Source organism: Bradyrhizobium sp. USDA 4504 (genome assembly GCF_054063995.1).
Window position 1 is genome coordinate 2,828,706 of record NZ_JBSSGV010000001.1, and the last position, 25,942, is coordinate 2,854,647.

Below are 25,942 nucleotides of genomic sequence, written 5' to 3' on the forward strand. Positions count from 1 at the left end.
GGGAAGGTGGATTGCTTCGTCGCTTCGCTTCTCGCAATGACGAGCGGGGAGGATCCTACGCCACCCGCCGCGCCGCGCCGACCTTGGTCAGCACCGTATCCAGGCAGTCGATGACAAGGGAAATCTCCTCCCGCGTCACGTTCAGCGCCGGCATGAAGCGCAGCGTGTCCGGCTGCGGCGAGTTGATCAGCACGCCGGCCGCGAACGCCTCGGCAACCACGGCGGCACCGATCGGCATCTTGAGGTCGAGCGCCAGCAGGAGGCCGCGGCCCCTGATCTCGCCGAGACCGTGCCGCGACGACAGCCGCTGCAATTCGCGCTCGAGCAAAAGGCCGGCATCGACGACCGATTTCAGGAAATCGGGCTTTCCGATCTGATCGAGCACGACAAGCCCCGCGGCGCACATCAGCGGATTGCCGTTGAAGGTGCCGCCCTGATCGCCGTGATCGAAGCACGAGGCATGCTCGGTCGCGAGCAGGGCCGCGAGCGGCACGCCGCCGCCGATGCCCTTGCCGAGCGTCATGATGTCGGGCTCGATCCCGGCGTGCTGATAGCCGAACAGCTTTCCGGTCCGGCCGATGCCGGTCTGGATCTCGTCGACAATGAGCAGCAGGCCGCGCTGCTGGGTCAGCGCCCGCAACTCCTGCAAGAACTCATCCGTCGCGGGCCAGACGCCGGCCTCGCCCTGGATCGGCTCCAGCATGACCGCGACCGTCGACGACGTGATCAGCTTTCGCACCGACTCGATGTCGTTCAGTCTGGCTTTGCGGAAGCCCGAGACCTTCGGCTCGAACAGGGGCTCGAACGCCTTCTTGCCCGAGGCCGACATGGTCGCGAGCGTGCGGCCGTGGAAGCCGCCTTCGAAGGTGATGATCTCATGCGCGCCGTTCTTGTACTTCGTGCCATATTTGCGCGCGAGCTTGATCGCACCCTCATTGGCCTCCGCGCCTGAGTTCGCAAAGAACACCTGGTCGAAGCAGCTGTTGTCGACCAGCAGCTTTGCCAGTTTCAGGCTCTGCTCGTTGTAGAACGCCGGGCTCGGCGTCAGCAGCCGTCTCGCCTGCGCCGCCAGCGCGTCGGCCACGATGACCGGGGAGTGGCCGAGGGGATTGACGGCCCAGCCCTGCACGAAATCGAGATAGCGGTTGCGGTTGCTGTCCCACAAATACGAGCCGGCGCCGCGTACGAACACGACCTCGGGGCGAGCGGTGATGTCCATCAGCGCATCGAACGGATGGGTAGCGTTGGTCATGTCGATCTCCTCTGGGGTCGGTGTTGGGAAAGGTCAGGCCGAAAAGCGAGAAGGCCGCGCTTGGGGGCGCGGCCTTCTCGAAAACCTCGGCTGATTTATAGGATCAGCGATGGCGTCGGACACGGCGCAGCCCAGCATCGTCGCGGGTGCGACGACGGCAGATGGCGCGGCGGTGGGTCCGGTTCAGCTTCATGGCGCAGGCCCATACAGCGAGAGGGGCGGTGGTGTCAAGCGCGGACAGCGCCTCATTCGACGGGCATAGCGCGGAAGCAGACCGCGCGCGGTCGCAAGCAGGACCGTGCGCGCGTCGCCGGCGGGCAGGATTACGAGGTGAGCTATGAGGCGAGGAAAACCCGGAAGTCGGCAGCATCGGTGAAGAAGGCCGTCAAGAAGGTCGGCAATAGCCGCAAGCGAGTTGAGCGCCGGCTCGGGTCGGCGATAAGGAAGACGTTAGGAACGGTACCTTCGACGCGTCGTTAGCAATGCGCCGCTCCTCGGCAGAGCGGCATTAGACGAATGAACGTGCCCCGGGTCTTGCCCCCGAAGACCCGGGGCACATTCGCGACCATCTCTATTGGGACCGTCGCTTGGGACAGGAAAAAGCGGCAATTTGTCTCGCCGAGATTCACACGAGTTATTTCCGGAACTGGATGTCGTTGGGATGATCCGGGCAAGAGGGCGCGTGATTTTCATTTCGTGTTTTTTCTGCCCTAGGACGACGACCGTTGCTTCTCGGTGAACAGCGGTGCGGCGATCCAGCTTGGCCCCTGCATGATCCGGATGCAGGGGCCTTTTTTATGAGTAGGAACGAAGCGCTTGCGGCCGCATTGTTCGCCCTGTTCGGTGCCGCACCGCTACCGGCACTGAGACGCCCAGCTGAACACTGGCCTCAGCTTTCGCAGCTGGGGCCCTTTCTACTGCGCGAATAGGGGTAATACGTCAGCCTCGCTGCAGACCGGCCAACTGAGAGGCCCTATTACATAAGAATGCTCGTCATCGGTGCAGCGAGCATCGTGGCGCTAAAGACCGCAACTCCTAGACAGACGCGCGCAGCCGTCGAATAGGAATCGAATTGGGGCTGGTTGATCATGGCGCGGCCTAGATCGGCGCTCGTGAACCTGGGGTCGTCAGCCACTCCGTCAGATTGGCTGGGGTCTCGCCTTGCCGGGCTCTCCTGAGCAGGGCTTCTTTTTTGCAGACGGAGAGAGTGCCTTGGCCTGCGAGCGCACGGCCTCGTCGGCTAGGCGTTCTTGCAGTGATTGGGTTTGCTTGAAACGACGCCGCTTGCTGGTCATGGCGTTGCTCCCTGCTGGTGTTGGGCCGGAGCGCTAAACCGGGCGATCTCATCACCGATAGTTGCCACTAGCCGTGCGGTGATGTTCCGTTAACGAACGGAAAGAAGCGGCGTTCCTACGGAGCGGAAACCCCGCGCAGTTGCTACCGGCCCGCGTGCTGTTCTAGCCTTGTTCGCAGAAGCTCGAAGGTTTCGACCTGAATGTCTCAAAATGCGCAAGCCCGTCCTCGGGTGCCCGACGAGTTGGCCGGTGTCCTTCGGCAACTCATGAAGCGCACGGCAATCATCAATGCATTGCTTGCCTTCGTGGGTATAAGCGTGACCTTGTACATCTACCTCAAGTTTCCAATTCCCTCGGAAATCATCCGTCATGGGCTCGATAGGTTCGGTAAGCCGCTTGAGCCTGAGAACGCTATATCCTACCTCTTCGTTTGCCCGATTTTCCTAGTTTGGCTTGTCTTGATGCCATTGTGGGGAGCCAGGCAGGCAATGAGCATGACTGATGAAGCTGTCGCTAGGGGGCGAGAGACCTTTGCTTGGGTGCGTTGGGCAAAGCCGATCGAACCGTCCGTTCCATTTTATCAGTTGCTTTGCATTCTCGTCGTGATCTTCCAGATCCTCGTACTCAGCACAACTATCTTCCGTGATGTTTCAGCCGCGCTCGGCAGCTTCTGACGCGATTGTCGCGATAGCAGTCTCCTGCGCGGCCTCGCGCCGATAATCATCGGCGGCCTTCTTTAGCGCGCTCTTGATTTCCTCATCGGTGGCTTGGTCAGCGTGGCGCTCCGCGTTCTCGGCCTGCCTCAAAAGATCTGCTCGGCTCATCGTATTCCTCCTGGACCAACAATTTGTCGGCGACGCTTGAGTTCCGTCTAGCAACGGACGCCGTTTGGTATCCGGGGTGGTCTCGAAGGAGCGGACTGGAGCTAGAATCCGGCGACGCTGCCGTGCAGGTCGTACTGGTCGGAGCGCTCGATCTTGGCGGTCACGATCTCGCCGACCTTCAGCGGGCGGCGGCTGGTGAGGTAGACGGCGCCGTCGATCTCGGGCGCATCGGCCTTTGACCGGCCCTTCGCCACCGTGGGGCCAACCTCGTCGATGATGACCTGCTGGCGGGTGCCGACCTTGCGCTTGAGGCGCCTCGCGGAGATCTTCTGCTGCCGCGCCATCAGCGCATTCCAGCGCTCCTGCTTGATCTCGTCGGGTACGGCATTGCCAATCGCGTTCGACGCGGCACCGGCAACCGGCTCGTATTTGAAGCAGCCGAGGCGATCGATTTCCGCTTCATCGAGCCAGTCGAGCAGATAGGCGAAATCGGAATCGGTCTCGCCGGGGAAACCGACGATGAAGGTCGAGCGCAGCGTCAGCTCGGGGCTCTGCTCGCGCCACTTCTGGATCCGCGCCAACGTCTTCTCCTGCGCAGCCGGGCGCTTCATCGCGCGCAGCACGTCAGGGCTCGCATGCTGGAACGGGATGTCGAGATAGGGCAGCACCTTGCCCTCGGTCATCAGGCCGATGACCTCGTCGACATGCGGGTAGGGGTAGACATATTGCAGCCGCACCCAGGCGCCGAGCTCACCGAGCTCCTTGGCGAGATCGAAGAATTTTGCGCGGACGCTGCGGTCCTGCCACGGGCTCTCGGCGTATTTCAGGTCGACGCCATAAGCCGAGGTGTCCTGCGAGATGACGAGCAATTCCTTGACGCCGGCCTTCACCAGCTTCTCGGCCTCGCGCAGCACGTCATTGGCCGGCCGCGACACCAGATCGCCGCGCAGCTTCGGGATGATGCAGAAGCTGCAGCGGTTGTTGCAGCCTTCGGATATCTTCAAATACGCGTAGTGCCGCGGCGTCAGCTTGACGCCCTGAGGCGGCACCAGGTCGATATGCGGGTTGTGCGCCGGCGGCAGCGCCCGATGCACGGCGTCCAGCACGCTCTCATATTGCTGCGGCCCCGTGATCGAGAGCACGCCGGGATAGGCGCTCTCGATCTGCTCCGGTTCGGCACCCATGCAGCCGGTGACGATGACCTTGCCGTTCTCGGCCATGGCCTCGCCGATCGCGGCGAGCGATTCCTGCTTGGCGCTGTCGAGGAAGCCGCAGGTGTTGACGATGACGATGTCGGCGCCGTCATGCTTGCGCGCCAGCTCATAGCCTTCCGCGCGCAGCCGGGTGATGATGCGCTCGGAATCGACCAGCGCCTTGGGGCACCCCAAGGACACAAAGCTCACTTTCGGCGCGGCGGCCTCTTGCATATCTCTGATCTGCCTGATGAATGGGCAGGAGCTAGTCCCAATTGCCGAGAATTACAACCCTTTCCCGGCGCTTCCGGCATGATATGGATGCATCTGCCGGGCCTTAAGAGTTGTCGATGAGCGCTGAATCGTCTCCCAAGATCGTCATAGTCGACGAGAGCCCGATCCGAGCGGCCATCCTGGAAGAGGGACTGCGGGAGGCCGGGTATACGGATGTCGTGCATATCAGCGAGATGCAGAGCCTGCTCTCGCGAATCTATGCGCTCGACCCCGAGATCATCGTCATCGACCTCGAGAACCCCAGTCGCGACGTGCTGGAACAAATGTTCCAGGTCAGCCGCGCCGTCCGCCGGCCGATCGCGATGTTCGTCGACCAGAGCGACGCCGCCTCGATCCAGGCCTCGGTCGAGGCGGGCGTCTCCGCCTACATCGTCGACGGTCTCAAGAAGGAGCGGATGAAGCCGATCCTCGATCTGTGCGTCTCCCGCTTCAATGCCTTCGCCAAATTGCAGGACGAGCTCGACCGCACCAAGCACGCGCTGGAGGAGCGCAAGGTGATCGATCGCGCCAAGGGCATCCTGATGAAGGTGAAGGGACTGACCGAGGAGGAGGCCTACGTGCTGATGCGCTCGACCGCGATGCGCGAGAAAAAGAAAATCGGAGAGATCGCGCAATCGATCCTGACGGCGTCGGAGCTGTTGAAATGACCACACCATTGCGCATCGGGTTCATTCCGCTGGTCGACGCTGCCGCGCTGATCGTTGCGGTCGACAAGGGATTCGCGGCGGCCGAAGGCCTCGACGTCACGCTGGTGCGGGAAGTGTCGTGGTCGAACGTCCGCGACAAGCTCAATATCGGCCTGTTCGATGCCGCTCATCTGTTGGCGCCGGTGGCGATCGCTTCGAGCCTCGGGCTCGGTCACGTCAAGGTGCCGATCGCGGCGCCCTTCAACCTCGGGCTCAACGGCAATGCCATCACCGTATCGCCGGCGCTGCACGCCGCGCTGATGGAAGAGATCGACGGCGACCGCTTCGATCCGATGGCAACCGCACAGGCGCTCGCCCGCGTGGTGGCCAAGCGGCGGAAGAGCGGGGCGGAGCCGCTGACCTTCGGCATGACCTTCCCGTTCTCGACCCACAATTACCAGTTGCGGTTCTGGATGGCCGCCGGCGGCGTCGATCCCGACGAGGATGTCCAGCTCGTGGTGCTGCCGCCGCCTTACATGGTCGACAGTCTCGCCAACGGTCATGTCGACGCGTTCTGCGTCGGCGCACCCTGGAATTCGATCGCGGTCGATCTCGGCATCGGCCACATCCTGCACTTCGTCTCCGACATCCTGCTCAGCGCGGTGGAAAAGGTGCTGGCGGTGCGGCAGAGCTGGTCGGAGAAGCATCCCGACATCGTGGCGGCGCTGGTGCGTGCACATCTGCGCGCCGTGGAGTTCATCGAGCGGCCCGAGAACCGGTCCGAGGTCGCGCGCATCCTGGCGCAGCCCGAGCGGATCGGCGTCGATGCCAGCGTCATCCAGCGCACGCTCGATGGCCACCTGAAGATTTCGCCCGACGGCACCATGCGCGAGAGCAATCGCTATTTGCTGGTCGGGCGCGAGGCGGCGGCGCGGCCTGATCCGGGGCAGGCGGCCTGGCTCTATGCGCAGATGGTTCGCTGGGGCCAGGCGCCATACCGGCCGGAAGCGCTGAAGACCGCCATGGCCGTGTTCAGGCCCGATCTCTACGACGCGGCATCGGGTCGCCCGGCCGGCGCCTCCAGCGCCATCGGGGCGTTCGCCGGCCCGCCTTTCGACCCGAGCGACGTTCCGGGCCATCTGGCGGCGTTCAAGATCGGGCGCTGGAAGGCCTGAGCGCGCCGCAGCGGCCGCTTCCGGCGGCACGTGCACGACCGGTGCGTCGTGTTGCTGGGACAGACAGGGATGGGCAACAGGCGCGGCGGCGGCAGCGCCTCGGCTATCGACCTCCGGCTACTTTGCATGGGGTTGTTTTCGAGATTTTCGGTTATCGCGGGACTGGCGCGGGTTCCCGACGCCTCGAATTGCGGCGAATAGGATTCTCGGCCGAGCGCGCGGGAAGGAATATTCCTCTCGGAACCGAGTTCCCGAAGGCGGCGGCGTCGCTATTTTTGCCGCCCGCTTGAATCCGGGCGCGAACGATATTCCATACGTCCGACAATGGGGCGTTGGAGATCGACCATGCGCGAGCTATCGGCGGAGGCCCGCCTGCACCTTTACGCGCGTAACATTTCACGGAAGTCCGGGACCGGAATTCACACGGCGGCGCTGTACAGCGCCTTTGCGGTGATCGCGGCCATCGTGTTCGGCACGCTGTCCGTCCACCCGTTCTGAGTCCTTCGGAAAATTCAAAAGCCGCCGTCTGATGTCCTCAGGCGGCGGCTTTGTGTTGGCTGGATGCTGACAGCTCAGTAGCCGTAACCGCGACCATATCCGTAGCCGTAGCCGCCACCGCAGGTGCTGCAGGTCTGCTGAACCGGCGCGTAGTAGGAATAGCCCGGCGAGACCATCTGCACGCGCTCCTGGGTGGCGTATTGCGGCGGAATGCGCTCATAGGCGACGCCTTCGGGCGCGACCATCACCGTCCTCGGCACCATCACGGTGCGATACTGTGCCGGCGTGCGATGCGCGACGACGCGGCCCGGCGCCACCATGACGGTCTCCTGCACCGTGCGATACTGCGGCGGCACGCTCTGCACCTGATAGCAGGTCGTGCACGGCTGCGGCGGCGGCGTATAGCAGCTGTAGCAGCCGGCGGATGCCGCGCTGGTGAAGGCGGCGGTGGCAACCGCGGCAATGGTGAGGGAGAGGCTGGTGCGGAACATGCTTTCGTACCCAATTTCCTAAGAGGACAATCAAAGGCTCGGAAGCTGCACCTAACAATCAAACGGCAAGTTTGGGTTTAAGAAGACTCTTAACGGAATCGAAAGGGCCGGCACGGCGGCCGGCCCTTTTTTGATCGATGTTCGCGGCTTAGTGCGCGGTCTTGAACGGCGCAACGGTGATGCCCGCCTGCTTCAGCGCCTCGCGCAGGCCGCGCGCAATCTCGACGGCGCCACGCGTGTCGCCATGGATGCAGACGGTATCGGTCTGCATCTTGATCACCTTGCCGGTGACCGAGACGACCGCGCCGTCCTGCACCATCCGCACCACACGATCGGCAATCGCCTTGGGATCGTGCAGCACCGCGCCGGGCTTCTTGCGCGACACCAGGTTGCCGTCGTCCTCATAGGCGCGGTCGGCGAACACCTCATGCGCCATCCGCAGATTCGCCGCTTCACCTGCGCGCACCAGCTTCGAGTTGGCGAGCACCACGAAGATGAGATTGGGATCGACTGCCTTGATCGCATTGGCGATCGCTCGTGCCGTCATGTCGTCCTCGCAAGCGACGTTGGAAATCGCGCCATGCGCCTTCACGTGGGTGACCTTGTGGCCGGCCGCGGTCGCGATCGCCTGCAGGGCGCCGATCTGATAGGCGATCAGGTTCTCGATCTCCGAGGACGTCAGTCCCGGCATCGGGCGGCGGCCGAAGCCGTGCAGGTCGCGATAGCCGGGATGGGCGCCGACGCTGACGCCGCGCGCTTTCGCCAGCTCGACCGTCTTGCGCATGATGTCGGCGTCGCCGGCATGAAAGCCGCAGGCGACGTTGACCGAGGTCGCAAGCTCGATCATCGCGGCATCATTGCCCATTTCCCAGGGGCCAAAGCTTTCGCCGAGATCGCAATTGAGGTCGATAGTTGAAGTCATGACGATCGATCCGTCTGTTGTTGTACAGATTCAGGGTAGCGCAACTTGCCAGGTCGACACATCGACGGCGTTGACGGCCTGACCCGCGACATTCGCATCCCGCAGCGCTTCGATGTTGAGACCAAAATCCTCAATGCCGCGGAGGCGGTCGGGCAGGGAACGCAGCAGCTCGTGGAACTTGATCGCCTCGGCCTGCGCTTCAGCCATCGTCACCGCCTTGAAGCGGAACGGCCGGCCGGCCGAGATCTGCGCGAAGCGGCCGAAATCGGCCGTGATCACGGTTGCGATCTTCGGATAGCCGCCGCTGGTGCCGCGGTCCGGCATCAGCACGATCGGCTGCCCGTTGCCGGGCACCTGGATGCTGCCGTTCACGGTGCCGTCGGAGACGATGTTGTGGCCGTCGAGATGCTTGATGGCGGGACCTTCGAGGCGATAGCCCATGCGGTCGCTGGTCGCCGAGATCTTCCACTCGCTGTCGACCAACAGCTCCTTGTGGTCCTCGGCGAACTCGTCGTCCTGCGGGCCGAACAGGATGCGGATCGGCGCATCGGTCGCGGCCGGCAATTCGATGCGGCGCTCGGGCGCGCCGCTTGCAGCCTGCGTCGTCAACTCGTCGCCGCTTTGCAGCGGCCGCGGGTAGGGGCTGCCGAGCCCGGCGCGGGCGTTGACGGCGAGGCTGCCGAACATCGGCTCGCCTTCGATGCCGTGCTCGATCGCGAGATAGCTGAACGAGCCGCCGCGCGCGAAGCCGAGAGTGAGCGTCTCACCTTCGGCAAGCGTCGCCGAGCTGTCGAACGCGACCGGCCGGCCGCCGATATCCGCATTGCGCGACGCGCCGGCGAGGGCGACGCGCACCGCGCCCCCGCGCGCGGTGAAGCTGGCGCCGAACGGGCCGATCTCGACCGCGGCGGCGAACAGGTCGTTGCCGACCAGCGTGTTGGCGGCCGCCAGCGAAAGCCGGTCCATCGCGCCGCTCGGCACGAGACCGTAGCGCTGCGAGCCCGGACGACCAGCGTCCTGCACCGAGCTCGCCGGGCCGATCGAGCTGACGACGAGCTTGCTCATGGCGTCACCAGTTCGGCGACGAACTCGCCGGCCTCGGCGGCGCGGTCCTGTTCGGCAAAGGTCTTGGCGTCCACCGCCGTGAAGGTGATGGCGTCGCCCGGCTCCAGCAGGAAGGTCGGATCGCGATGCAACTGGTAGGTTCGCACCGGGGTGCGGCCGAGCAGGTGCCAGCCGCTCGGGCCGGCCAGGCACTGCACGCCGGTCTGGATGCCGCCGATCGAAATGGTGCCGGCCGGGGTCAGGAGCCGCGGATCTTTGCGCCGGGGCATGTGCAGGAACTTCTCCAGTCCGCTGAGATAGGACCAGCCCGGCGTGAAGCCGATCATGGCGACGCGATAGTCGCCGGCGACATGGCGCGCCACGATCTGGTCGGGCGTGGTTTTGAGCGCCTTCGCGACGTCCTCGAGATCGATGCCGTGCTCGCCGCCATAGGTCACCGGGATGCGCCAGCGCCGCGTTCCGGTCTCGGTCGGCGGCGCCTTGGCGGCGCGTGCCAGCAGCTGCTCGCCCAGCGCATCGAAAGTAATCTGCACGGGGTCGTAATGCACCAGCAGCGACCGGTAGGTCGGCACGGTCTCGGTGATGCCGGCAATCGGCTCGGCAGCGATGACGCGGTCGAGCGCCAGCACCCGCCGGTTGGCGGCGTCGTCGATGGTGCGGCTGAATTCCACCGTGATGGCGCTGTCGCCACTCGGCAAAAGGCGGGGAGGACTTAAGGGGTCGGCCATTGGGTGAAGCGCTGTTCGTCAACCATCAAGCTAGCGTGTTTCGAGATAAAACGGAATTCGCTTCGTGCAAAATGATGCAGCAACTTCAATAAATTAATCGGCATGCCAGTGATAAATCTGGATGATCGCAGCTTTTTCGCGCAGCCCTTGACGCAAGGCCTTTGCCCGGCAACATGCGCCGGTCTTTTCCTCCCATCGGAGCAAGCTTTCCAGATGTCACTGTCCGCCGAAGCGATCGCGACGCTGTCGCACGTGTCCACCGCCACCATCACCACCGTCCTGCTCAAGAAGGGCCTGCGCAACATCTGGATGCGCGGCACCAAGCCGCTGAAGCCAGGGCAGAAGCGGCTGGTCGGACCGGCCTTCACGCTGCGTTTCGTGCCGGCCCGTGAGGATCTGGCGACGCCGGAATCCTGGTCGTCGCCGATCTCGACCCGCACCGCGATCGAGGCGATGCCGGCGGGCTGCATTGCCGTGGTCGATGCCATGGGCATCACCGATGCCGGCATTTTCGGCGACATCCTCTGCGCCCGCATGGCCAAGCGCGGGGTGACGGCGCTGATCACCGATGGCGTGGTGCGCGACGTCGAGGGCGTGCTCGGCACCGGCCTGCCGGTGTGGTGCGACGGCTACGCGGCTCCGCCGTCGGTTGCAGGTCTGACCTTCGTCGGCTGGGGCGAACCGATCGGCTGTGGCGGCGTTGCCGTATTCCCGAACGACGTGGTGGTGGCCGACCAGGATGGCGCGGTGCTGATCCCGCAGGCGTTCCTCGATCACGTGCTGGCCGAGGGGCCGGAGCAGGAACGGATGGAAGCGTGGATCGTCAACGAGGTGAACAATGGCGCCCAGCTGCCCGGCCTGTATCCGATGAATGCCGAGACCAAGGCGCGCTACGCCGCGACCAAGAAATAACGTCAAGAAAGGGAGGTAACCCCATGGACATCCACGTTTCCGGCTCGCGGCCGACCCGCCGCGCGCCGAAGGAGAATTTTACCGGCACGGTGTTACAGGACCCGATCAACATGGCGCCCGCGCCGGCGCGGCTGAACGCCTCGCGCGTGTCGTTCGAGCCCGGCGCACGCACCGCCTGGCACACCCATCCGCTCGGACAGACGCTGTATGTGATCTCCGGCATCGGGCGCGTGCAGGCCAAGGGCGGCCCGATCAGGGAGATCCGCCCTGGCGACGTCGTCTGGATTCCGCCGAACGAGAAGCACTGGCACGGGGCCTCGCCGGACAACAGCATGACCCACATCGCCATGCAGGAGGCGCTCGATGGCGTCTATTCGACTTGGATGGAGCACGTCACCGACGAGGAATACAGCGGCAAGGTCGGCTGAAGCGTCGTAGCAGTTCGCAAGATGAAAGCCCCGCTATCAGGTGGGGCTTTTGATTTTATGAGACCGTAGATGGGGTGACGGGCCGGCCGCCCGCTCGCTACGGCGCAATTTGGAAGCGCGCTCGCGAGCGGCCTGTTGGTTGGAAGGCGGTCGTCCCTCAAACTGATGGTGTTCAACGGAGTCGGGCAAGCCCGCTCCAAGCATCATTAAGGGACGACCATGTACCACTATGCAGGAATGACGTGTCTTTGGAATGCTCGAGCGTTTGCCTTGTCGATGGGACAGGCAAGATTTTGCGCGAGACGAAGGTTGCGAGCGAGCCGGCGGCGCTGATCGCCTGGTTCCGGTCGCTGGGTCTGGTACTGGAACGGATCGGGCTGGAGGCAGGCCCCTTGTCGCAATGGCTGTATGCGGGTCTGCGAGACGCAGGGCTTGCGGTCGAGCTGCTGGAAACGCGGCACGTTCGCGAAGCCTTCAAGTCGATGCCGGTGAAGACGGACCGCAACGATGCCCGCCGGATCGCGCAGTTGATGCGGCTCGGCTGGTTCCGGCCGGTGCACTGCAAGTCGGTCGCGGCGCAGGAGACCCGCGCCATCCTGACGGCGCGCAAGCTGCTGCAATCCAAGCTTCGCGATGTCGAGAACAGCCTGCGCGGCATACTTCGCGGTTTTGGCCTGAAGGTCGGTGCGACCACCGAGCGCACGTTCGCCGGACGCATCCGCGAGCTCGTGACCGGCCATCCCGGACTGGAGTTGGTCGCGGCGGCGCTGCTCCAAGCCCATGCGGTGCTGCTGCGGGAGTTCAAGAGCCTGGACAAGCACACCCAGAAGCTCGCCAGGACGCATCCATCCGCCAAGCTCCTGATGACAACGCCGTCCGTTGGTCCGATCGTGGCGCTCACCTATGCCGCGGCGATCGACGACCCGAAGCGCTTCCGCTCCTCGAAGGCCACGGGAGCCCACTTTGGGCTCACCCCGAAGAAGTACCAGTCCGGTGAGACCGACTACACCGGCCGCATCAGCAAGATCGGGGATGCCTCCGTGCGCGAGGCACTCTACCAGGCAGCTCACGTCATGCTGACCAAGCCGGTCAAGAATTGCTCGGCATTGAAGAGCTGGGCGATGCGGATCGCCCGGCGCGCAGGCATGCGCAAGGCCAAGGTAGCGCTGGCTCGCAAGCTCGCCGTGATCCTGCATCGCATGCTCGCCGACACCAAACCGTTCAACCCGATGACCAAGGCCATCTAGCCAGGAGCAGCAATCGGTTCCGGGCGGGCCACGACACCAGGCTCTCCCCGAGCGAAGTCCCTCCGCTGGGACGATGGATCCGGTCAGGCCGCCATCCGGGAAGTGGCTCACGACCACGCAATCCGTAGATTGGCCGGCCGGCTCCTCAATGCACCCCATCAGGCGACGGCCTTCGCGCCGATCCCGTACAGAAGCAAGTGCCCGGCGAGTGGATGACGCGAAAAGGGATTGACTAACCAAGGCCCGTTACAGAAGCCCGGATGGAGCGAAGCGCAATCCGGGGCAGTCTCTCCCATGGTGAAAATCCCGGATTAAGCTTCGCTCCATCCGGGCTACGATTTGCAGGCAATCAATTCACCCGCGTCCAGGTCTGGCCGCCGCAGAACATGCCGCCGAACGCACAGCCCTGGACGCGTAGCGTGTCCGGGCTCCTCATCGCGATGGTGGAATCGTAGGTGCTGCCGCTGTTCGGATCGAAGATGCGGCCGCTCCACTTGTCCTTGCCCGCCTTCATGTTGACCAGCACCTGTTCGCCGTTGGCGTTCGATTTCTTGTCGACGGCGTACCCGCAGAGATTGCCACCGCATTGCTCGATGCGGATTTTGCCTTCCTTCTCTTCGGTGAGCCAGACGCCGAGCGGCGAGTTCGCTGCTTGCACGGGATTGGCGAGCGGCTTGGGCACCGGAGCGCTCGGCGAGGCGGCGCCGACCGTTGGAGCGGTGGTGGGCTTTGCAGCCGGCGCAGTTTGCTGGACGGCTGGCGCCGCGGGCGGCGGCGGTGTGGTCGCGGCTGTAGCTGAAGGCGGCGTGGGCGCAACGCCCGTGCTGGGCGGCTCTGCCGTTGCGGCAGGCGCCGGCGGGACGGCGGCCTGATCGACGGCGGGCGGAGCAGTCGCTGCTGGCGCGCTGGGCGGCGCGGCCTGGGAATTCGTCTTAGCGTCCGTCTTAGTGTCCGACTTGGCGTCCGTGTTGGCTTCCTTCGGAACCTTGCGCTTCTGCTCGGTGTCCTCGCTTTTGGCGCGTTTGGTGCGGCGGGGAGTATTGTCGTAGACGCCGGGGATCGAAACCGTGCCGCGATCGGGATCGATTCGAATCGTGCGGCCGCCGTAATCGAATGTGTACTGCGCCTGCGCTGCGGCCGTGCTCGCCAGTACGAACGTGGCGATCGCCAGTAGTTTTCTCATCCCGACCTCCGGTGCAGGGAACCTGTTCGCAAGGCTATCCGGTGACCACCTCGCTGAACGTGTCCTAGATCACGGTCAGAACATGAGTCGTATCCTCGCGGCCTAGGTTCAAATCGCTGGATTGCGGTCTGGTTTCAGGCCGTGCGCTTCAAATTTTGAGCGTGGCGCGGGCTATTCGAACCATGCAGCGTAGATCTTCGCGTAGCTGCCATCTTCGCGCGCGATGTGAAGCCATTGGTCGACGAACGCTTTCAAGGCGACGTCGCGCTGCATCCAATAGGCCTTTTCCGCGAAGTCGAACGGCTTGTCGGGATGCACGGCGCACAGCACGCCGGGATGCAGTTTCTGTTGATAGCGCGTCTCGGACGCATCGGTCATCATCAGGTCGGCGTCGCCCTTGGCGATCTCGTCGAAGATTTTGGTGTTGTCGTTGAAGACGCGGATCTCGGCGGCTTTCACGTGGGCGCGCGCGAAGCGCTCGTTGGTGCCGCCGGGATTGACGATGACTCGGGTGCCGGGTTTGTCGATCTCGGCGATCGTCTCAAACTTGCCCTTGTCGGCGCAGCGCGCGATCGGCGTCTTGCCTTCGCGCATGATCGGCGTCGAGAACAGACCCTTCTTCTGCCGATCGAAGGTGATGGAGACGCCGCCCATCGCGATGTCGAAATCGTCGGCCTCGAAATCCCTGGTCATCTGCGGCCACGATGTCGGCACGAACTCGACCTTGACGCCGAGCGCCTTGCCGAGTGACTGCGCCATGTCGACATCGAAGCCGCGGAAGGCCTTGGTCTCCTTGTCGAGATAGGTGAAGGGCAAATAGTCGCCGGTCATGCCGACGCGCAGGATGCCGCGCTTGACGATCTCATCGAGCCGGGACGGCGCCTGCTGCGCGTGCGCGGCGGACAGGAGCAAAGCGAGAGCGAGGCCGGCCAGCGCGCGAAACATCGAGGTCTTTTCCATCCGCATTTGATTGCGATGCCCGAAGGGCACGTATCGCGTCTCAGGCCTCGTTGCTGTCCTTGCTCGCCTGAACGACGCTTGCAGTGCGGCTGAGCATCTCGTGCTTGAAATGCTCGAAGCGCCGCCGCGCTTGGGCCTCGCGATCGTCGACGAATTTGATCGCGGCGTCCCGCTCCATCGGGCCGTTGACGAGCGGGGTCGATGCCTCGCCGACGGTCTCGTCGACATAATATTGGGCGCCGTCCTGGCGCACCGTCCAGCGGAAGCGCAGCGCGGCCATTGGTCCTGGGCCGGACTTGGAATAGCCATTGGCCTCGATCGGTTGGGGCGGCGGCTGGATCGACTCCGGCTCCGCTTCCGGCTGGCTCGGCTCCGGTTCGGTTGGCTCCGGTTCACTTGCTTCAGCTTTACTTGCCTCGGGCTGTTCGACCGGTTCGGACGCCTCGACCGGCGGCGGCTCGCCCGCCGACGACTCGGCGGGCGCGGCCTCGACGGACACGGTCGTGATGGACACGGTCTCGACTGATACGACTTCGACTGACGACGGAAGGGGCGGCGGCATCGCGATGGAGACCGGAGGCTCCTTGGCGGGCTCGGCTTCCTTATCCGCCGTCTTGTCGGACGATTTGGCCTTCTCGGGAGGTGTCGTCGTCTGATCGAGGATGCTCGCGATTGCGGCGAGCGCATTGTCGGTCGGGTCACTCACGGTTCGGTCTCCCAGGCTCGGCGTTGGCGGAATCGCGCCGACGCCATTCCTATCTACCTGATCTGACTGGCCTTTGTCAGCCCGGGCGCTTCGGTGGGGCCTACGCGCAAACCGGCGGACGCCGGTCCTTCCAGGGGCGGACCTGTTCGAGCTGGCCGGCCAGGCGGAACAGCAGTCCTTCCTCGCCGAGCTTGGCCGCGAACATCATGCCGAGTGGCAGACCGGCCTTGTTCCAAGCCAGCGGCACCGACATCGCCGGCTGTCCGGACATGTTGAACATCGAGGTGCCCGGCATGTAGCGGCGCAGCACCGGCGCGATGTGGCCGAGGTCCTCGGACATCGTGTTCAGCTCGCCGAGGCGGAGCGGCGGCGCGCACAGCGTCGGGCTGAGGAAGATGTCGCAACCTTCGAAGAAGGTCGCAAGCGCGCGCGAGATCTGGAACGCCGCAAGCTGCGCGGCCACGTAGTCGGCCGGGTTCATCTTGGTCGCATTCTGGGCGCTGGCGAGCGTGAGCCGCTCGACATCGTCCGACGTCAGGGTGCGCCCGACGCGCTGCTCGAGCAGACGGATCGTCAGCGCCGTGTTGCCGCCGACGATGGTCGTCATGACTGCGGCGGGATCGGCCGCAAGCGGCGGCGCACGTTCCTCGACGTGATGGCCGAGGCCCGCCAGCAGCTTGGCTATGTCGCGCACCGCCGCAGCGATCTCGGGATCGATCGCATCGCCGTAGGGCGACTTGTCGGTGAAGCTGATGCGCAAATGGCCGAGATCGCGGCCGACTTCCTGCGAGAACGGTCGCTCCGGCGGCGGCGCCACGTAGAGGCTCGACGGCTCCGGACCGTGGATCGCATCCATCATCACCGCGCTGTCGCGGACGCTGATGCTCAGCACATGGCCGACGGAGAAGCCGCCCCAGCCTTCGCCGCGATCGGGACCCACCGGATTGCGGGCGCGCGTCGGCTTCATGCCGAACACCCCGGAAGCGGAGGCGGGGATCCGGATCGACCCGCCGCCGTCGCTGGCATGCGCGACGGGCAGGATGCGGGCCGCGACCGCAGCCCCAGCGCCGCCGGACGAGCCGCCGGAGGAATGGTCGAGATTCCAGGGATTGCGGGTCGGGCCGAACAGGCGGGATTCCGTCGTCGGCATCAGCCCGAATTCCGGGCTCGAGCTCTTGCCGAAGATCGCAAGCCCGGCATCGAGGAAACGCTGGGCCAGGGTGCCGTTGTGATCGGCGACGAAGTCCTTCAGCAGGCTGGCGCCCGACGTGGTGCGGGTGCCTTCGAGCAGATCGAGGTCCTTCAGCAGGAACGGCACGCCGGTGAAGGGACCGTCAGCCAGCCCTCTGGCGATCTGGCGCTCGGCATAGTCGTAATGCTTGACGACGACCGCGTTGATCTTCGGATCGACGGCGGCGGTGCGCGCGATCGCCTCGTCGAGCAGCTCCTTCGGCGTCACGTCCTTGTTGCGGACGAGTTCGGCGAGACCGACCGCATCGTAGTTGCCGAATTCCTTGAAGGCCATGTGGGTACTCCGCATCGCCGGGCCGATCGTTTCGGATCGGCCGCGGCGCAAACGAGGAAGGCTGAAAGCTCAGCCGAGGACGTCCTGGTTGATCACATTCTGGCGCAGCGGATTGCCATCCAGCACGCTCAGGATATTGCGTGCGGTCTGCTCGCTCATGCGATCGACGGCCTCGACCGTGACGCCCGCGACGTGCGGCGCCATGATCACGTTGGGCAAAGCGTGCAGGGGCTGGCCGACCGGCGGCGGCTCGACCTCGAACACGTCGAGGCCGGCACCGGCGAGCTTGCCTGACACCAGCGCGTCGTGCAGCGCCGTCTCGTCGACGATGCCGCCGCGGGCGGTGTTGATGAGATAGGCGGTCGGCTTCATCAACCTGATCCGCGCGGCGTTAAACAGCCCGACGGTTTCGGGATTCTTCGGGCAATGGATCGTGACGAAGTCCGCCCGCGGCAGCGCCGCTTCGAGGTTCGACACGGCCTCGCAGCCGGCAGCCGTGATCTCGCTGGCGGGCTTGTAGGGATCGTAGACCAGCACGTTCATTTCCATGGCGAGGCAGCGCTTGGCGGTGCGGGTGCCGATGCGGCCGAAGCCAACGATCAGGACGGTCTTGCCGTAGAGATCGAACGGCAGCACGCCGAGCCGGCTCGCCCAGGTGCCGTCCTTGACCATCGTGTGCATTTCCTGCGCGCGCTTGGCCAGCGTCAGCATCATGAACACAGCTTGTTCGGCGACCGACGGCGAGTTCGCCGTGCCTGCGACCATCAGCGGCACCTTGCGGCGCGACAGCGCCGGAACGTCGACGGCGTCATAGCCGACACCGATCCGGGTCACCACCATCATGCCCTTGGACGCCTCCAGCTCCGCCTCGCCGAAGCGGGTTGCGCCCAGCGCCACGCCATGGACCGGCGCATGCTGCTCGAGCATGGTCTGAAAGTCCTTGGCGGAGATCAGGTTGGGAAATTCGATGAGTTCTACGTCGTCCCGCTCGTTGAGGAGCACCCGTGCCCCCGGTGACAAAGTCTGGGTGACGAAAATCTTCTTCTTGTTGGTGGCCATTTCCTGCCCTTGAGGTTTCTTGTGCGCCGTCAAAGGACGACGCCGGTCACCTCGTTTAGCAAATGCATATTGTTGAGGTCCACAGCCAATCGGAGCGGGCTGCCATCCTGCGCACCGGCATTGGGATTGACCCGGCCGCAGACCTGGGTGCCCTCCAGCGTGAAATAGACCAGGGTCTCCATCCCCATCGGCTCGGTGACGTCGAGCGTCGCGTCGAACGGCTCGATGCCCGGTTCGGCATGCGGCCGCGCCTCCATGACGTGCTCGGGCCGGATGCCCAGCAACAGCTTGTCGGTGCGGGAGAGAGCCTGGTAGCGGGCGGCGCGTGCCGGCGGCAGCGTGAAAGCGAGGCGATCGGTCAGCCGCACGTTGAGCTTGCCGCCGGTGTCCTCGAGCCGACAGGGCACGAAATTCATCGCGGGCGAGCCGATGAAGCTTGCGACGAACCGGGTCGCCGGCTTGTGGTAGAGCTCGTTGGGCGTGCCGATCTGCTCGATCCTGCCGTGATTCATCACCACGACGCGGTCGGCAAGCGTCATCGCCTCGACCTGGTCGTGGGTGACGTAGACCGTCGTGGTGCGGACCTTCTGATGCACCTTCTTGATCTCGATCCGCATCTGCACGCGCAGCTTGGCGTCGAGGTTGGACAGCGGCTCGTCAAACAGGAACACCTTCGGATTGCGCACGATCGCCCGCCCCATCGCGACGCGCTGGCGCTGGCCGCCGGAGAGCTGCTTCGGCTTGCGGTCGATCAGGTCGGTGATGTCGAGCATGCGGGCTGCCTCGGTGACCCGGCTCTTGATCTCGGCCTTGGGATAGTGCTTCAGCCGCAGGCCGAACGACATGTTCTCGGCAACGGTCATATGCGGATAGAGCGCATAGTTCTGGAACACCATCGCGATGTCGCGGTCCTTCGGCGGCACGTCGTTGACGACGTCGCCGCCGATCATGATGTCGCCGTCGGAAATGTCCTCGAGGCCGGCGATCATCCGCAGCGTCGTCGACTTGCCGCAGCCGCTTGGCCCGACCAGCACCACGAACTCATGGTCGGCGATATCAAGGTCGATGCCGCGCACCGCCTCGACCTCATCGTAACGCTTCACAACCTTCCGCAAACTGACATCAGCCATAAGTTCAACCCTTTGTCGCACCGGCGGTCAGGCCAGCAATGTAGTAGTCCATCAGGAAGGCATAGATGATCAGCGGCGGCGCGGCGCCGAGCAGGGCGCCGGTCATGATCTGTCCCCAGTTGAAGACGTCACCCTTGATCAGGGTCGTGATGATGCCGACCGGCAGCACCAGCTGATCGGTCGATGTCGTGAACACCAGCGGATAGAGGAACTGAGCCCAGGAGACGGTGAAGGCGAAGATCGTGGCCGCGATCAGGCCGGGCAGCGCGACCGGGATGAAGATCCGGGTCAGCGTCTGGAACCAGCTCGCGCCGTCGATAATCGCCGCCTCGTCGAGCTCCTTCGGGATCGAGGCGAAATAGCCGATCATGATCCAGGTGCAGAACGGCACCGTCAGCGTCGGGTAGATGAACAGCAGCACGTACCAGCGATTGACCAGCTGGATGCCGGTCCAGTCGCCGAACACGGCGAACATCTTGAACAGCGGAATGAACAGCAGGCTGTCCGGAATGAGATAGGTGAGGAACACGCCGGTCGCGAGCGTCGCCGAACCCCAGAATTTCATCCGCGCCAGCGCAAAGGCCGCCGGCACGCTGATCAGCATCGTGATGGTGACCACGATGATCGAGACCCAGGCCGAGTTCCAGAAGAAGCGCAGGAACTGGTTCGAGGTCAGCAGCTCGATGTAGTTGCTGAGTGTCGGATGATAGACCCACCACGGATTGGTCGCGGCCGAGATCTCGGCGCTGCTCTTCAGCGAGGTGATCAGCATGTAGATCGGCGGCGTCAGCGAGAAGATCGCAAACAGCACCAGGAAGAAATAGGACCAGCGTAGCGCCCAGGCGCGGTCGCGGCTCATGCTGCCGTACTTGACCTTGCGGGTCGGTCCGGACTTGTCGATCGTCAGCGAGCTCATCAGGCTTCGTTCCCGCGTTTGGTGATGTCGCGCAGGATGAAGATCGCCGCGACCGCGAGGATCGGCACCATGAACAGCGAAACGCTGGCGCCGAGCGGCACATCACTGCCCTCGATGCCGACGCGGAACGCCCAGGTGGCGAAGATATGGGTGTGGTCGAGCGGCCCGCCCGCGGTCAGGATGCGCACGATGTCGAAATTGGCGAAGGTCACGATCAGCGAGAACAGCGTCGTGATCGCGATGATGTTGCGCATCATCGGCAGCGTAACGTACCAGATGCGCTGCCACCAATTGGCGCCGTCGATAGCGGCCGCCTCATAAAGCTGGTCGGGTACCGATTTCAACGCCGCCAGATACATGATCATGAAGAATGGCGCGCCGTACCAGACGTTGACGAGGATCACCGAGAAGCGCGCCCACATCGCATCGCCGGTCCACGGGATCGGCCCGATGCCGAAGAAGGAAAGCGTGTAGTTGAAGGCGCTGTAGGAGGGGTCGAACAGCCAGAGCCACGCCAGCGTGCTCATCGCCGGCGGGATCACCCATGGCACCAGCAGCATGCCGCGCCACTTGCGCTGCTTGTTGGCGGGTACGTTGTGCACGAAATGCGCGACGATGAAGCCGATCAGGGCTTTGAAGATCACCGCCGAGATCGCGAAAATGCAGGATTGCTTGACCACCAGCCAGAAGGTGTCGCGCTTGAACAGGAACTCGAAATTGCCGAACCCGACGAACTTCGTCATCGCCTTGTTCAGCGTCGCGAGGTGCAAGGAGTAGAGGGCCGGGTAGAGCACCAGGATCGCGATCAGGAGGATCAGCGGCAATGTCATCAGGAACGCGGCCATCGACTTGCGCCGCAGCGCGTTGCGCAGGCCGGCGCGCCTTCGTCCCGTCTGGGCAGCGGCTGCGCGGTTGGATTGGAATGCGACGTCAACCATAACGCAGGTCCCTCGCGCGGGTTGGTTGCACAGCTCGCCAGTCCGGCGGCTGGGATGTGAAGACGGGACCTCGCGCGGCCAACATTACGGGTGGTCGCGCGAGACCTCGCTTGTCGTCAGCTTCGCATGAAGCCTTCGCACTCGCCCTCGGCCCAGGCGAGTGTCTTTTCCATGCTTTCACCCTGGTAGTACCGCAGGCACATCTTGGTCAGCGTGGCCTGGAAGTAGATCTGCTGCGCGATCTTGGGCGGCGCGGGCGAGGCCGCAATCGACAGCGTCTGGTGCTTATAGGGGTTCGGATAGTGGTAGAGCGTCCCCTTTGGCGGCGCTTGCTCCGCCCAGACCTTCAAGGTCGTGAGCTTTTCGTAGGCCGGCAGGTCATAGCCACCGCTGGCGACCACCATTTTCTCGATCGATGCAGGTTGCGACAGGTGCGTCAGCAGGCTCTTGGCCGCCTCCTTGTTCTTCGAGAACGACCAGATCGACCAGAAGAACGGCAGATAGGGCGCGAAGCGTCCCTTCGGCCCGGCCGGGAACCCGTGCGTCCAGCACTGCTCGGCGACTTGCGGAGCATCGCGCTTGGCGACCGCCCACGCGCTCGGCGGATTCAGGATCATCGCGCCCTTGCCGGCGACCAGCCACTTGTTGTTGGACGCGTCGTCCCATGCCGCCACATCGGGCGGCAGGAAGGCGAGCAGCTTCTTGTAGTAGTCGAGGGCCTGGCGCACCGCGTCGGTCTTGACGGTGAGATTGCCCTTGGCATCGACCAGCTGCGCGCCGAACGACTGGAAGATCGCGCCGGCGGTGTCGACGCTGTCGCTGGTTTCGCCAAGGCCGATACCGAACGGGAATCCGGCCTTGTGGCAGGCTTCAGCCGCCTTGAGGAACGTATCGAGGGTCCAGTTATCGGCTTTCGGCTCGCTTCCGACCGGATACATCTCCTGCACGTCGATGTTGGCGTGTTTCTTCATCAGGTCGATGCGCGAGCAAGGACCCTTGATCTGGCTGCCGACGCTGGCGGGAACGCCGAGCCATTTGCCGCCGGCCTGGCCGAGATATTTCACCGTGCCGTTGACATCGCCGTTCAGCTTGAGGAGCGGATCCATGATGTCGTTGACCGGCTCGAGCAACTCGGCGTTGGCCTGCGGCCACCATGTCGGCATCTGGAAAATATCGTGACCGGATTTCGCCTGCGCCTCGGCGGCGATGGTGACGATGTTCTTGTTGCCCTGGCTGGTGATGTAGTCGATCTGAACCTCGACCTTCTCCTTGGCAGCCCATTCATTGACCAGCTCGGTGGACGCACTGTTCGCGCCGGGCACCCAGTGATCCCAGAAGCCCATCGAGAGCTTTCCGGCTGCGTAGGCGCCACGCACGTAGGGGGCTGTAATCAGCGCGGCCGATGACAGCGCTGTCGCTGCGACGAATTCTCGGCGCGAGAGCTTCTTCCGTGACATGGCATTCCCTCCCTGGTAGCCGACGGACAAAAGACTTTTTGAATCCCGTTGTTCTTTTTTGTGCGTCGCGTTTGCGCGACGTCGCGGGATTGCGTTGAAACCGATCAGAACAGAATTGCCGGCATCTGTCGAGAAACGAGATGCTGATGCCAACTAGAACTAACGTTGTGGTCAAATAGCAGGCAGTGCCGTTCGCATCACTGCAGTTGCCGGCGGTTTGCCGTGCGTCTTGCGATCATGCTGCGACGCACGCGGGCGGCGACGCAGACAAGGTCGCAGACGGTGCGCGGTTGAGCCGCAGCTTTCCGGTCAAGCCTCAGCGAACTCTGTTCCGCCATGTTGATGCCCGGCGCGGCCGATAGACTTGCTGAAGCCGGAAACGCTAAAGTCCGGATTTGTCGAACCTACTCCCGCATCAATTCCGCAATCCACCACCGATCACGGAGACCCGATCATGCTCATCCCGGTAGCGAAGCTGCGCGCACAATGGAGATTGTGCGCCGCGGTTGGGGCCGCCACCGTCACGTTGCTCGCAGTGCCTCATATGGTCGATGCGCAGATCGTGCAGGGCGTCGAAAAGGGGGCGCGCGAGGGCAACAAGGCTGCCGGGCCGGTCGGCGGCGTTCTCGGCGGAGCCATCGGCGGCGTTGTCGGGGTGGTGACCGGCGTGACCGGGGTGTTGACCGGCAACAATGGCAACAACCCCAATGCCGGCAGCGGCAAGAACGCACAGGGCGCGGCGGCCGGCGCCAAGGCCCCCAAGTCGGCCAAGGCCGCCGCAAAGGACAAGGGCGCGAAGCAAGCGCCGACCGTGCTGACCCAGGCCGGCGCGCCGCAGCTGACGGCCGAACAGATCGTCGCCAACAGCGACGCCAACATCGAACGGATCAAGAAGGAGCTCAACCTGACGCCGGAGCAGGAGAAGAATTGGGCCGGCTTCAACAGTGCGATGCACTATCTCGGCCACAACGGCGCCGACCGACTCAACCTGCGCATCGCGCGGGCGCAGCGCGATCCGCCGGATGACATCATCGAGCAGATGCGCAACGAGGCCCAGTTCCTCAATGACCGGGCGGTCGATCAGCGCGGCGTCGCCGACGCCGCCGAGCCGCTGTTTGCCAGCCTCGACGACAAGCAGAAACAAATCTTCATCAACGAAATGGTCCGCCTGAGCCACGAACGCGGGCTCGACTGAGGAAATCTCGCCGGCCAAGTGGGGACGAATAGCCGGGCCACCAAGCCCTGGGGTAGGTTAAAGGCGCAGCACCCGGCTATTCTGCCGCAGCGGCGCGGCCCGGTTAATTCGTCATTCAATGTTGAAGAAAAACGGACCGGATCACGCCCGAGTGATGGCCGAGTCAGGGCCTTGTCGGGAACCATCCACAGCGCCCGAGGCCAGCGCGGATTGAGCCGTCAATGACCGGGACATCGGCGCGGCAAAGCGACGATGTCCTTCGGACGGCTCTGCCGCGGCAATCAGCGATCCGCAAAACGCTGGCGCTTAGCTCTTCGGGAAGTTCAGCTCCACACCGACGCCGTCCGGATCGTAGAGGAAGATCTGGGTGTCGCCGGTGCGCGGCACGATCTGCTCACGGAAGGTGACGTTCTTCGACTGCAGGCGCTTGCGCACGGCTTCGACGTCGCTGGCGGCAAAGGCGATATGGTCGAGGCGGCCGGTGTCCTCATATTTCTTCTCGGTGCCGCGCACCACGATGCCGTCGCGGGGCTTGCGGGTGCCCATCAGATGGACGGTGGCCTGACCGCCGGAATAGAGCCAGTAGCCGGGGAAATCGAGCGGCGGCCGTTCGCCGTTCTCAAGCCCGAGCACATCGCAATAGAACGCCTTGGTCTTCTCCAGATCCTGCGGCTCGATGGTGTAATGCTGTAGTCCACCCAATGGCATGGTTCTTCTCCTTGAGAAATCGGGTTAAACGAAGCTGAGGTCGGCATCGACGCCCAGCATCCAGGCGCCGACCGTCTCGAAATGACTGAAGCGGCCCTGCAATTGCTGCGTCACGGTGTGGATGTCGCGGAAGCGCCGCTCCAGCGGATGGCCGTCGAAGATCGCGGTGGCGCCGGCGGTGTTGTAGGCGAAATCGACGGCCTCCCGCGCCTTGTGGATGGCATGGGTGGCCGCCATCCGGATCGTCATGCGCTGTGCCACCGTGATGCTGTGGCCGGCAACCAGATCCTTCCAGATGTCGGCCATCGACTGCAGCAGGAAGGCGCGGGCGGCGCGCAGATTGACCTCGGCTTGGGCGAGGCCGGACTGCACCACCGCATTGTCCCGCAGTGTCTTCTTCATGCCGCGCGGCACCTTGTTGCGGGCGACGTCGACGAAATTGTCGAGCGCACTGCGGGCAATGCCGCAGGCGACTCCGGCAAAGCCGATCTGGTAGCAAGTATGGTTGCTCATCCGGTACAGCGGGCCATCCTCGCGACACTCGCGGTCGAATTCGCGGGTGATCGAATGGTCCGCGCGGACGAAGAAATCGTCGAGCGCGAACTGGTCGCTGGCGGTACCGCGCAATCCGACCGTGTTCCAGATGTCGGTCCATGCGACGTCTTCGGTCCGCACCAGCATGGTGCGCTCGACCTGCTCGCCATTGGCATCCCGGCGCGGCGAGCCGTCCGCGGCATAGACCGGGCAGTGCGAACCGAGCCAGGTGGCGTGCCGCCCGCCCGAGGCAAACGACCAGACCCCGGTGACGCGGTAGCCGCCCTCGCACTCGATGGCCTTGACCCTCGGGCCGGGGCCCCAGGCCAGCACGGCACGCGGGTCGGCAAACACTTCCTGCGCGACCGGCAGGTCGAGATAGGCCGCCGACATCGCGCAGCCGCCGGCCTGGCTCAGGCACCACGCCGTCGAGGCATCCGCCTTGGCGATGGTCTCGATGGCATGGAAGAAGGTGACCGGGTCGGTTTCGATCCCGTTGGTTGAACGCGGCAGCAGCAGGCGGAACAGCCGCGCCTCATGCAGCCGGTCGAGCAAGTCGGGCGGCAGGCGGCGCGTCGTTTCGATATCGTTGGAGGCGGCCGCCACCGTGTCCCTGATCGCCTCGGCGCGGGCAATCACGTCGCGATCACCGATAAGGTCCGCAGCAGTCACATTCATGTT

At 64.3% G+C, this 25,942-nt stretch carries 26 protein-coding genes and 1 pseudogene; 9 read left to right on the forward strand and 18 right to left on the reverse strand.

Features of this window, described 5'->3' with window-relative positions:
- Nucleotides 1-55: 55 nt before the first annotated feature.
- Nucleotides 56-1,252 (reverse strand): acetylornithine transaminase, encoded by a 1,197-nt coding sequence (locus tag ACVMB1_RS12870; protein WP_141341298.1) that lies wholly within the window; start codon nt 1,250-1,252, stop codon nt 56-58.
- A gap of 258 nt (nt 1,253-1,510) precedes the next feature.
- Here ACVMB1_RS12870 and ACVMB1_RS12875 point away from each other — a divergent pair, with 258 nt between their 5' ends.
- Together ACVMB1_RS12875 and ACVMB1_RS12880 are read left to right on the forward strand one after the other, a co-directional pair.
- Nucleotides 1,511-1,732 carry a DUF3606 domain-containing protein gene (locus ACVMB1_RS12875; protein ID WP_076828958.1) on the forward strand — a complete coding sequence of 74 codons (222 nt, stop codon included), beginning with the start codon at nt 1,511-1,513 and terminating at the stop codon, nt 1,730-1,732.
- Between the two features lie 1,057 nt (nt 1,733-2,789).
- Entirely contained in the window at nt 2,790-3,221 is a 432-nt protein-coding gene (locus ACVMB1_RS12880) for a hypothetical protein (RefSeq protein ID WP_456848628.1), read from the forward strand.
- Here the strand turns inward: ACVMB1_RS12880 and ACVMB1_RS12885 are convergent.
- Both ACVMB1_RS12885 and rimO read right to left on the reverse strand, forming a co-directional pair.
- On the reverse strand, nt 3,198-3,371 hold the full coding sequence (locus tag ACVMB1_RS12885) for a hypothetical protein (protein ID WP_159109454.1): 174 nt from the start codon (nt 3,369-3,371) through the stop codon (nt 3,198-3,200). The genes ACVMB1_RS12880 and ACVMB1_RS12885 overlap by 24 nt on opposite strands.
- Nucleotides 3,372-3,472: 101 nt before the next feature.
- Nucleotides 3,473-4,798, reverse strand: coding sequence for a 30S ribosomal protein S12 methylthiotransferase RimO (gene rimO / locus ACVMB1_RS12890; RefSeq protein ID WP_057018697.1), 1,326 nt, complete (start codon nt 4,796-4,798; stop codon nt 3,473-3,475).
- A 116-nt stretch (nt 4,799-4,914) separates the two neighbouring features.
- Between rimO and ACVMB1_RS12895 the strand changes: the two genes are divergently transcribed.
- From ACVMB1_RS12895 to ACVMB1_RS12905, 3 genes are all read left to right on the forward strand, one after another.
- Entirely contained in the window at nt 4,915-5,505 is a 591-nt protein-coding gene (locus ACVMB1_RS12895; RefSeq protein WP_028332037.1) for an ANTAR domain-containing response regulator, read from the forward strand.
- On the forward strand, nt 5,502-6,659 hold the full coding sequence (locus ACVMB1_RS12900; protein ID WP_057018695.1) for a CmpA/NrtA family ABC transporter substrate-binding protein: 1,158 nt from the start codon (nt 5,502-5,504) through the stop codon (nt 6,657-6,659). Before ACVMB1_RS12895 ends, ACVMB1_RS12900 begins: the two co-directional genes overlap by 4 nt.
- Nucleotides 6,660-7,004: 345 nt before the next feature.
- Nucleotides 7,005-7,157: a hypothetical protein gene (locus ACVMB1_RS12905; protein ID WP_016844408.1), complete on the forward strand. Its 153-nt coding sequence runs from the start codon at nt 7,005-7,007 to the stop codon at nt 7,155-7,157.
- Between the two features lie 74 nt (nt 7,158-7,231).
- Here ACVMB1_RS12905 and ACVMB1_RS12910 read toward each other — a convergent pair whose 3' ends face one another.
- From ACVMB1_RS12910 to pxpB, 4 genes are all read right to left on the reverse strand, one after another.
- The gene (locus ACVMB1_RS12910; protein WP_057018694.1) at nt 7,232-7,648 is read right to left on the reverse strand and encodes a hypothetical protein; all 417 of its coding nucleotides are present in this window, start codon (nt 7,646-7,648) and stop codon (nt 7,232-7,234) included.
- 148 nt (nt 7,649-7,796) lie between these two features.
- A complete protein-coding gene (locus ACVMB1_RS12915; RefSeq protein ID WP_057018693.1) occupies nt 7,797-8,570 on the reverse strand; it encodes a LamB/YcsF family protein in 774 nt (257 codons plus the stop codon).
- A 30-nt stretch (nt 8,571-8,600) separates the two neighbouring features.
- A complete protein-coding gene (locus ACVMB1_RS12920) occupies nt 8,601-9,635 on the reverse strand; it encodes a 5-oxoprolinase subunit C family protein (protein ID WP_141341295.1) in 1,035 nt (344 codons plus the stop codon).
- Complete coding sequence (gene pxpB, locus ACVMB1_RS12925) at nt 9,632-10,363, reverse strand: 5-oxoprolinase subunit PxpB (RefSeq protein WP_057018691.1); 732 nt, start codon at nt 10,361-10,363, stop codon at nt 9,632-9,634. The genes ACVMB1_RS12920 and pxpB overlap by 4 nt, the downstream gene beginning before the upstream one ends.
- Nucleotides 10,364-10,576: 213 nt before the next feature.
- On the opposite strand from pxpB, the gene ACVMB1_RS12930 reads away from it, so the two are divergent.
- The 3 genes and pseudogenes from ACVMB1_RS12930 to ACVMB1_RS12940 all read left to right on the forward strand — a co-directional run bounded on the left by ACVMB1_RS12930 (nt 10,577) and on the right by ACVMB1_RS12940 (nt 12,950).
- On the forward strand, nt 10,577-11,275 hold the full coding sequence (locus tag ACVMB1_RS12930) for a ribonuclease activity regulator RraA (RefSeq protein ID WP_076828879.1): 699 nt from the start codon (nt 10,577-10,579) through the stop codon (nt 11,273-11,275).
- A 23-nt stretch (nt 11,276-11,298) separates the two neighbouring features.
- Nucleotides 11,299-11,703: a (R)-mandelonitrile lyase gene (locus ACVMB1_RS12935; RefSeq protein WP_076828878.1), complete on the forward strand. Its 405-nt coding sequence runs from the start codon at nt 11,299-11,301 to the stop codon at nt 11,701-11,703.
- 219 nt (nt 11,704-11,922) lie between these two features.
- A pseudogene (locus ACVMB1_RS12940) lies at nt 11,923-12,950 on the forward strand (IS110 family RNA-guided transposase).
- A gap of 349 nt (nt 12,951-13,299) precedes the next feature.
- Here the strand turns inward: ACVMB1_RS12940 and ACVMB1_RS12945 are convergent.
- The 9 genes from ACVMB1_RS12945 to ACVMB1_RS12985 all read right to left on the reverse strand — a co-directional run bounded on the left by ACVMB1_RS12945 (nt 13,300) and on the right by ACVMB1_RS12985 (nt 22,824).
- Nucleotides 13,300-14,133, reverse strand: coding sequence for a DUF2147 domain-containing protein (locus tag ACVMB1_RS12945; RefSeq protein WP_253623895.1), 834 nt, complete (start codon nt 14,131-14,133; stop codon nt 13,300-13,302).
- 171 nt (nt 14,134-14,304) lie between these two features.
- Nucleotides 14,305-15,093, reverse strand: coding sequence for a transporter substrate-binding domain-containing protein (locus ACVMB1_RS12950; protein WP_456849894.1), 789 nt, complete (start codon nt 15,091-15,093; stop codon nt 14,305-14,307).
- 40 nt (nt 15,094-15,133) lie between these two features.
- The gene (locus tag ACVMB1_RS12955; protein ID WP_057018687.1) at nt 15,134-15,799 is read right to left on the reverse strand and encodes a hypothetical protein; all 666 of its coding nucleotides are present in this window, start codon (nt 15,797-15,799) and stop codon (nt 15,134-15,136) included.
- Between the two features lie 100 nt (nt 15,800-15,899).
- Nucleotides 15,900-17,324: an amidase gene (locus tag ACVMB1_RS12960; protein ID WP_141342399.1), complete on the reverse strand. Its 1,425-nt coding sequence runs from the start codon at nt 17,322-17,324 to the stop codon at nt 15,900-15,902.
- A 69-nt stretch (nt 17,325-17,393) separates the two neighbouring features.
- Nucleotides 17,394-18,383 (reverse strand): hydroxyacid dehydrogenase, encoded by a 990-nt coding sequence (locus ACVMB1_RS12965; protein WP_057018686.1) that lies wholly within the window; start codon nt 18,381-18,383, stop codon nt 17,394-17,396.
- Between the two features lie 29 nt (nt 18,384-18,412).
- Complete coding sequence (locus ACVMB1_RS12970; RefSeq protein WP_057018685.1) at nt 18,413-19,513, reverse strand: ABC transporter ATP-binding protein; 1,101 nt, start codon at nt 19,511-19,513, stop codon at nt 18,413-18,415.
- Nucleotides 19,514-19,517: 4 nt separating this feature from the next.
- The gene (locus ACVMB1_RS12975) at nt 19,518-20,429 is read right to left on the reverse strand and encodes a carbohydrate ABC transporter permease (RefSeq protein WP_016847559.1); all 912 of its coding nucleotides are present in this window, start codon (nt 20,427-20,429) and stop codon (nt 19,518-19,520) included.
- A complete protein-coding gene (locus ACVMB1_RS12980; RefSeq protein ID WP_016847560.1) occupies nt 20,429-21,367 on the reverse strand; it encodes a carbohydrate ABC transporter permease in 939 nt (312 codons plus the stop codon). The genes ACVMB1_RS12975 and ACVMB1_RS12980 overlap by 1 nt, the downstream gene beginning before the upstream one ends.
- A 116-nt stretch (nt 21,368-21,483) precedes the next feature.
- Entirely contained in the window at nt 21,484-22,824 is a 1,341-nt protein-coding gene (locus ACVMB1_RS12985; protein ID WP_076828868.1) for an ABC transporter substrate-binding protein, read from the reverse strand.
- A 454-nt stretch (nt 22,825-23,278) separates the two neighbouring features.
- On the opposite strand from ACVMB1_RS12985, the gene ACVMB1_RS12990 reads away from it, so the two are divergent.
- Nucleotides 23,279-24,019 (forward strand): Spy/CpxP family protein refolding chaperone, encoded by a 741-nt coding sequence (locus tag ACVMB1_RS12990; protein ID WP_076828866.1) that lies wholly within the window; start codon nt 23,279-23,281, stop codon nt 24,017-24,019.
- A gap of 306 nt (nt 24,020-24,325) precedes the next feature.
- Here ACVMB1_RS12990 and ACVMB1_RS12995 read toward each other — a convergent pair whose 3' ends face one another.
- On the reverse strand, nt 24,326-24,727 hold the full coding sequence (locus ACVMB1_RS12995; protein WP_141342398.1) for a VOC family protein: 402 nt from the start codon (nt 24,725-24,727) through the stop codon (nt 24,326-24,328).
- A 24-nt stretch (nt 24,728-24,751) separates the two neighbouring features.
- Nucleotides 24,752-25,939 (reverse strand): acyl-CoA dehydrogenase family protein, encoded by a 1,188-nt coding sequence (locus ACVMB1_RS13000; protein ID WP_253623894.1) that lies wholly within the window; start codon nt 25,937-25,939, stop codon nt 24,752-24,754.
- Nucleotides 25,940-25,942 lie beyond the last annotated feature (3 nt).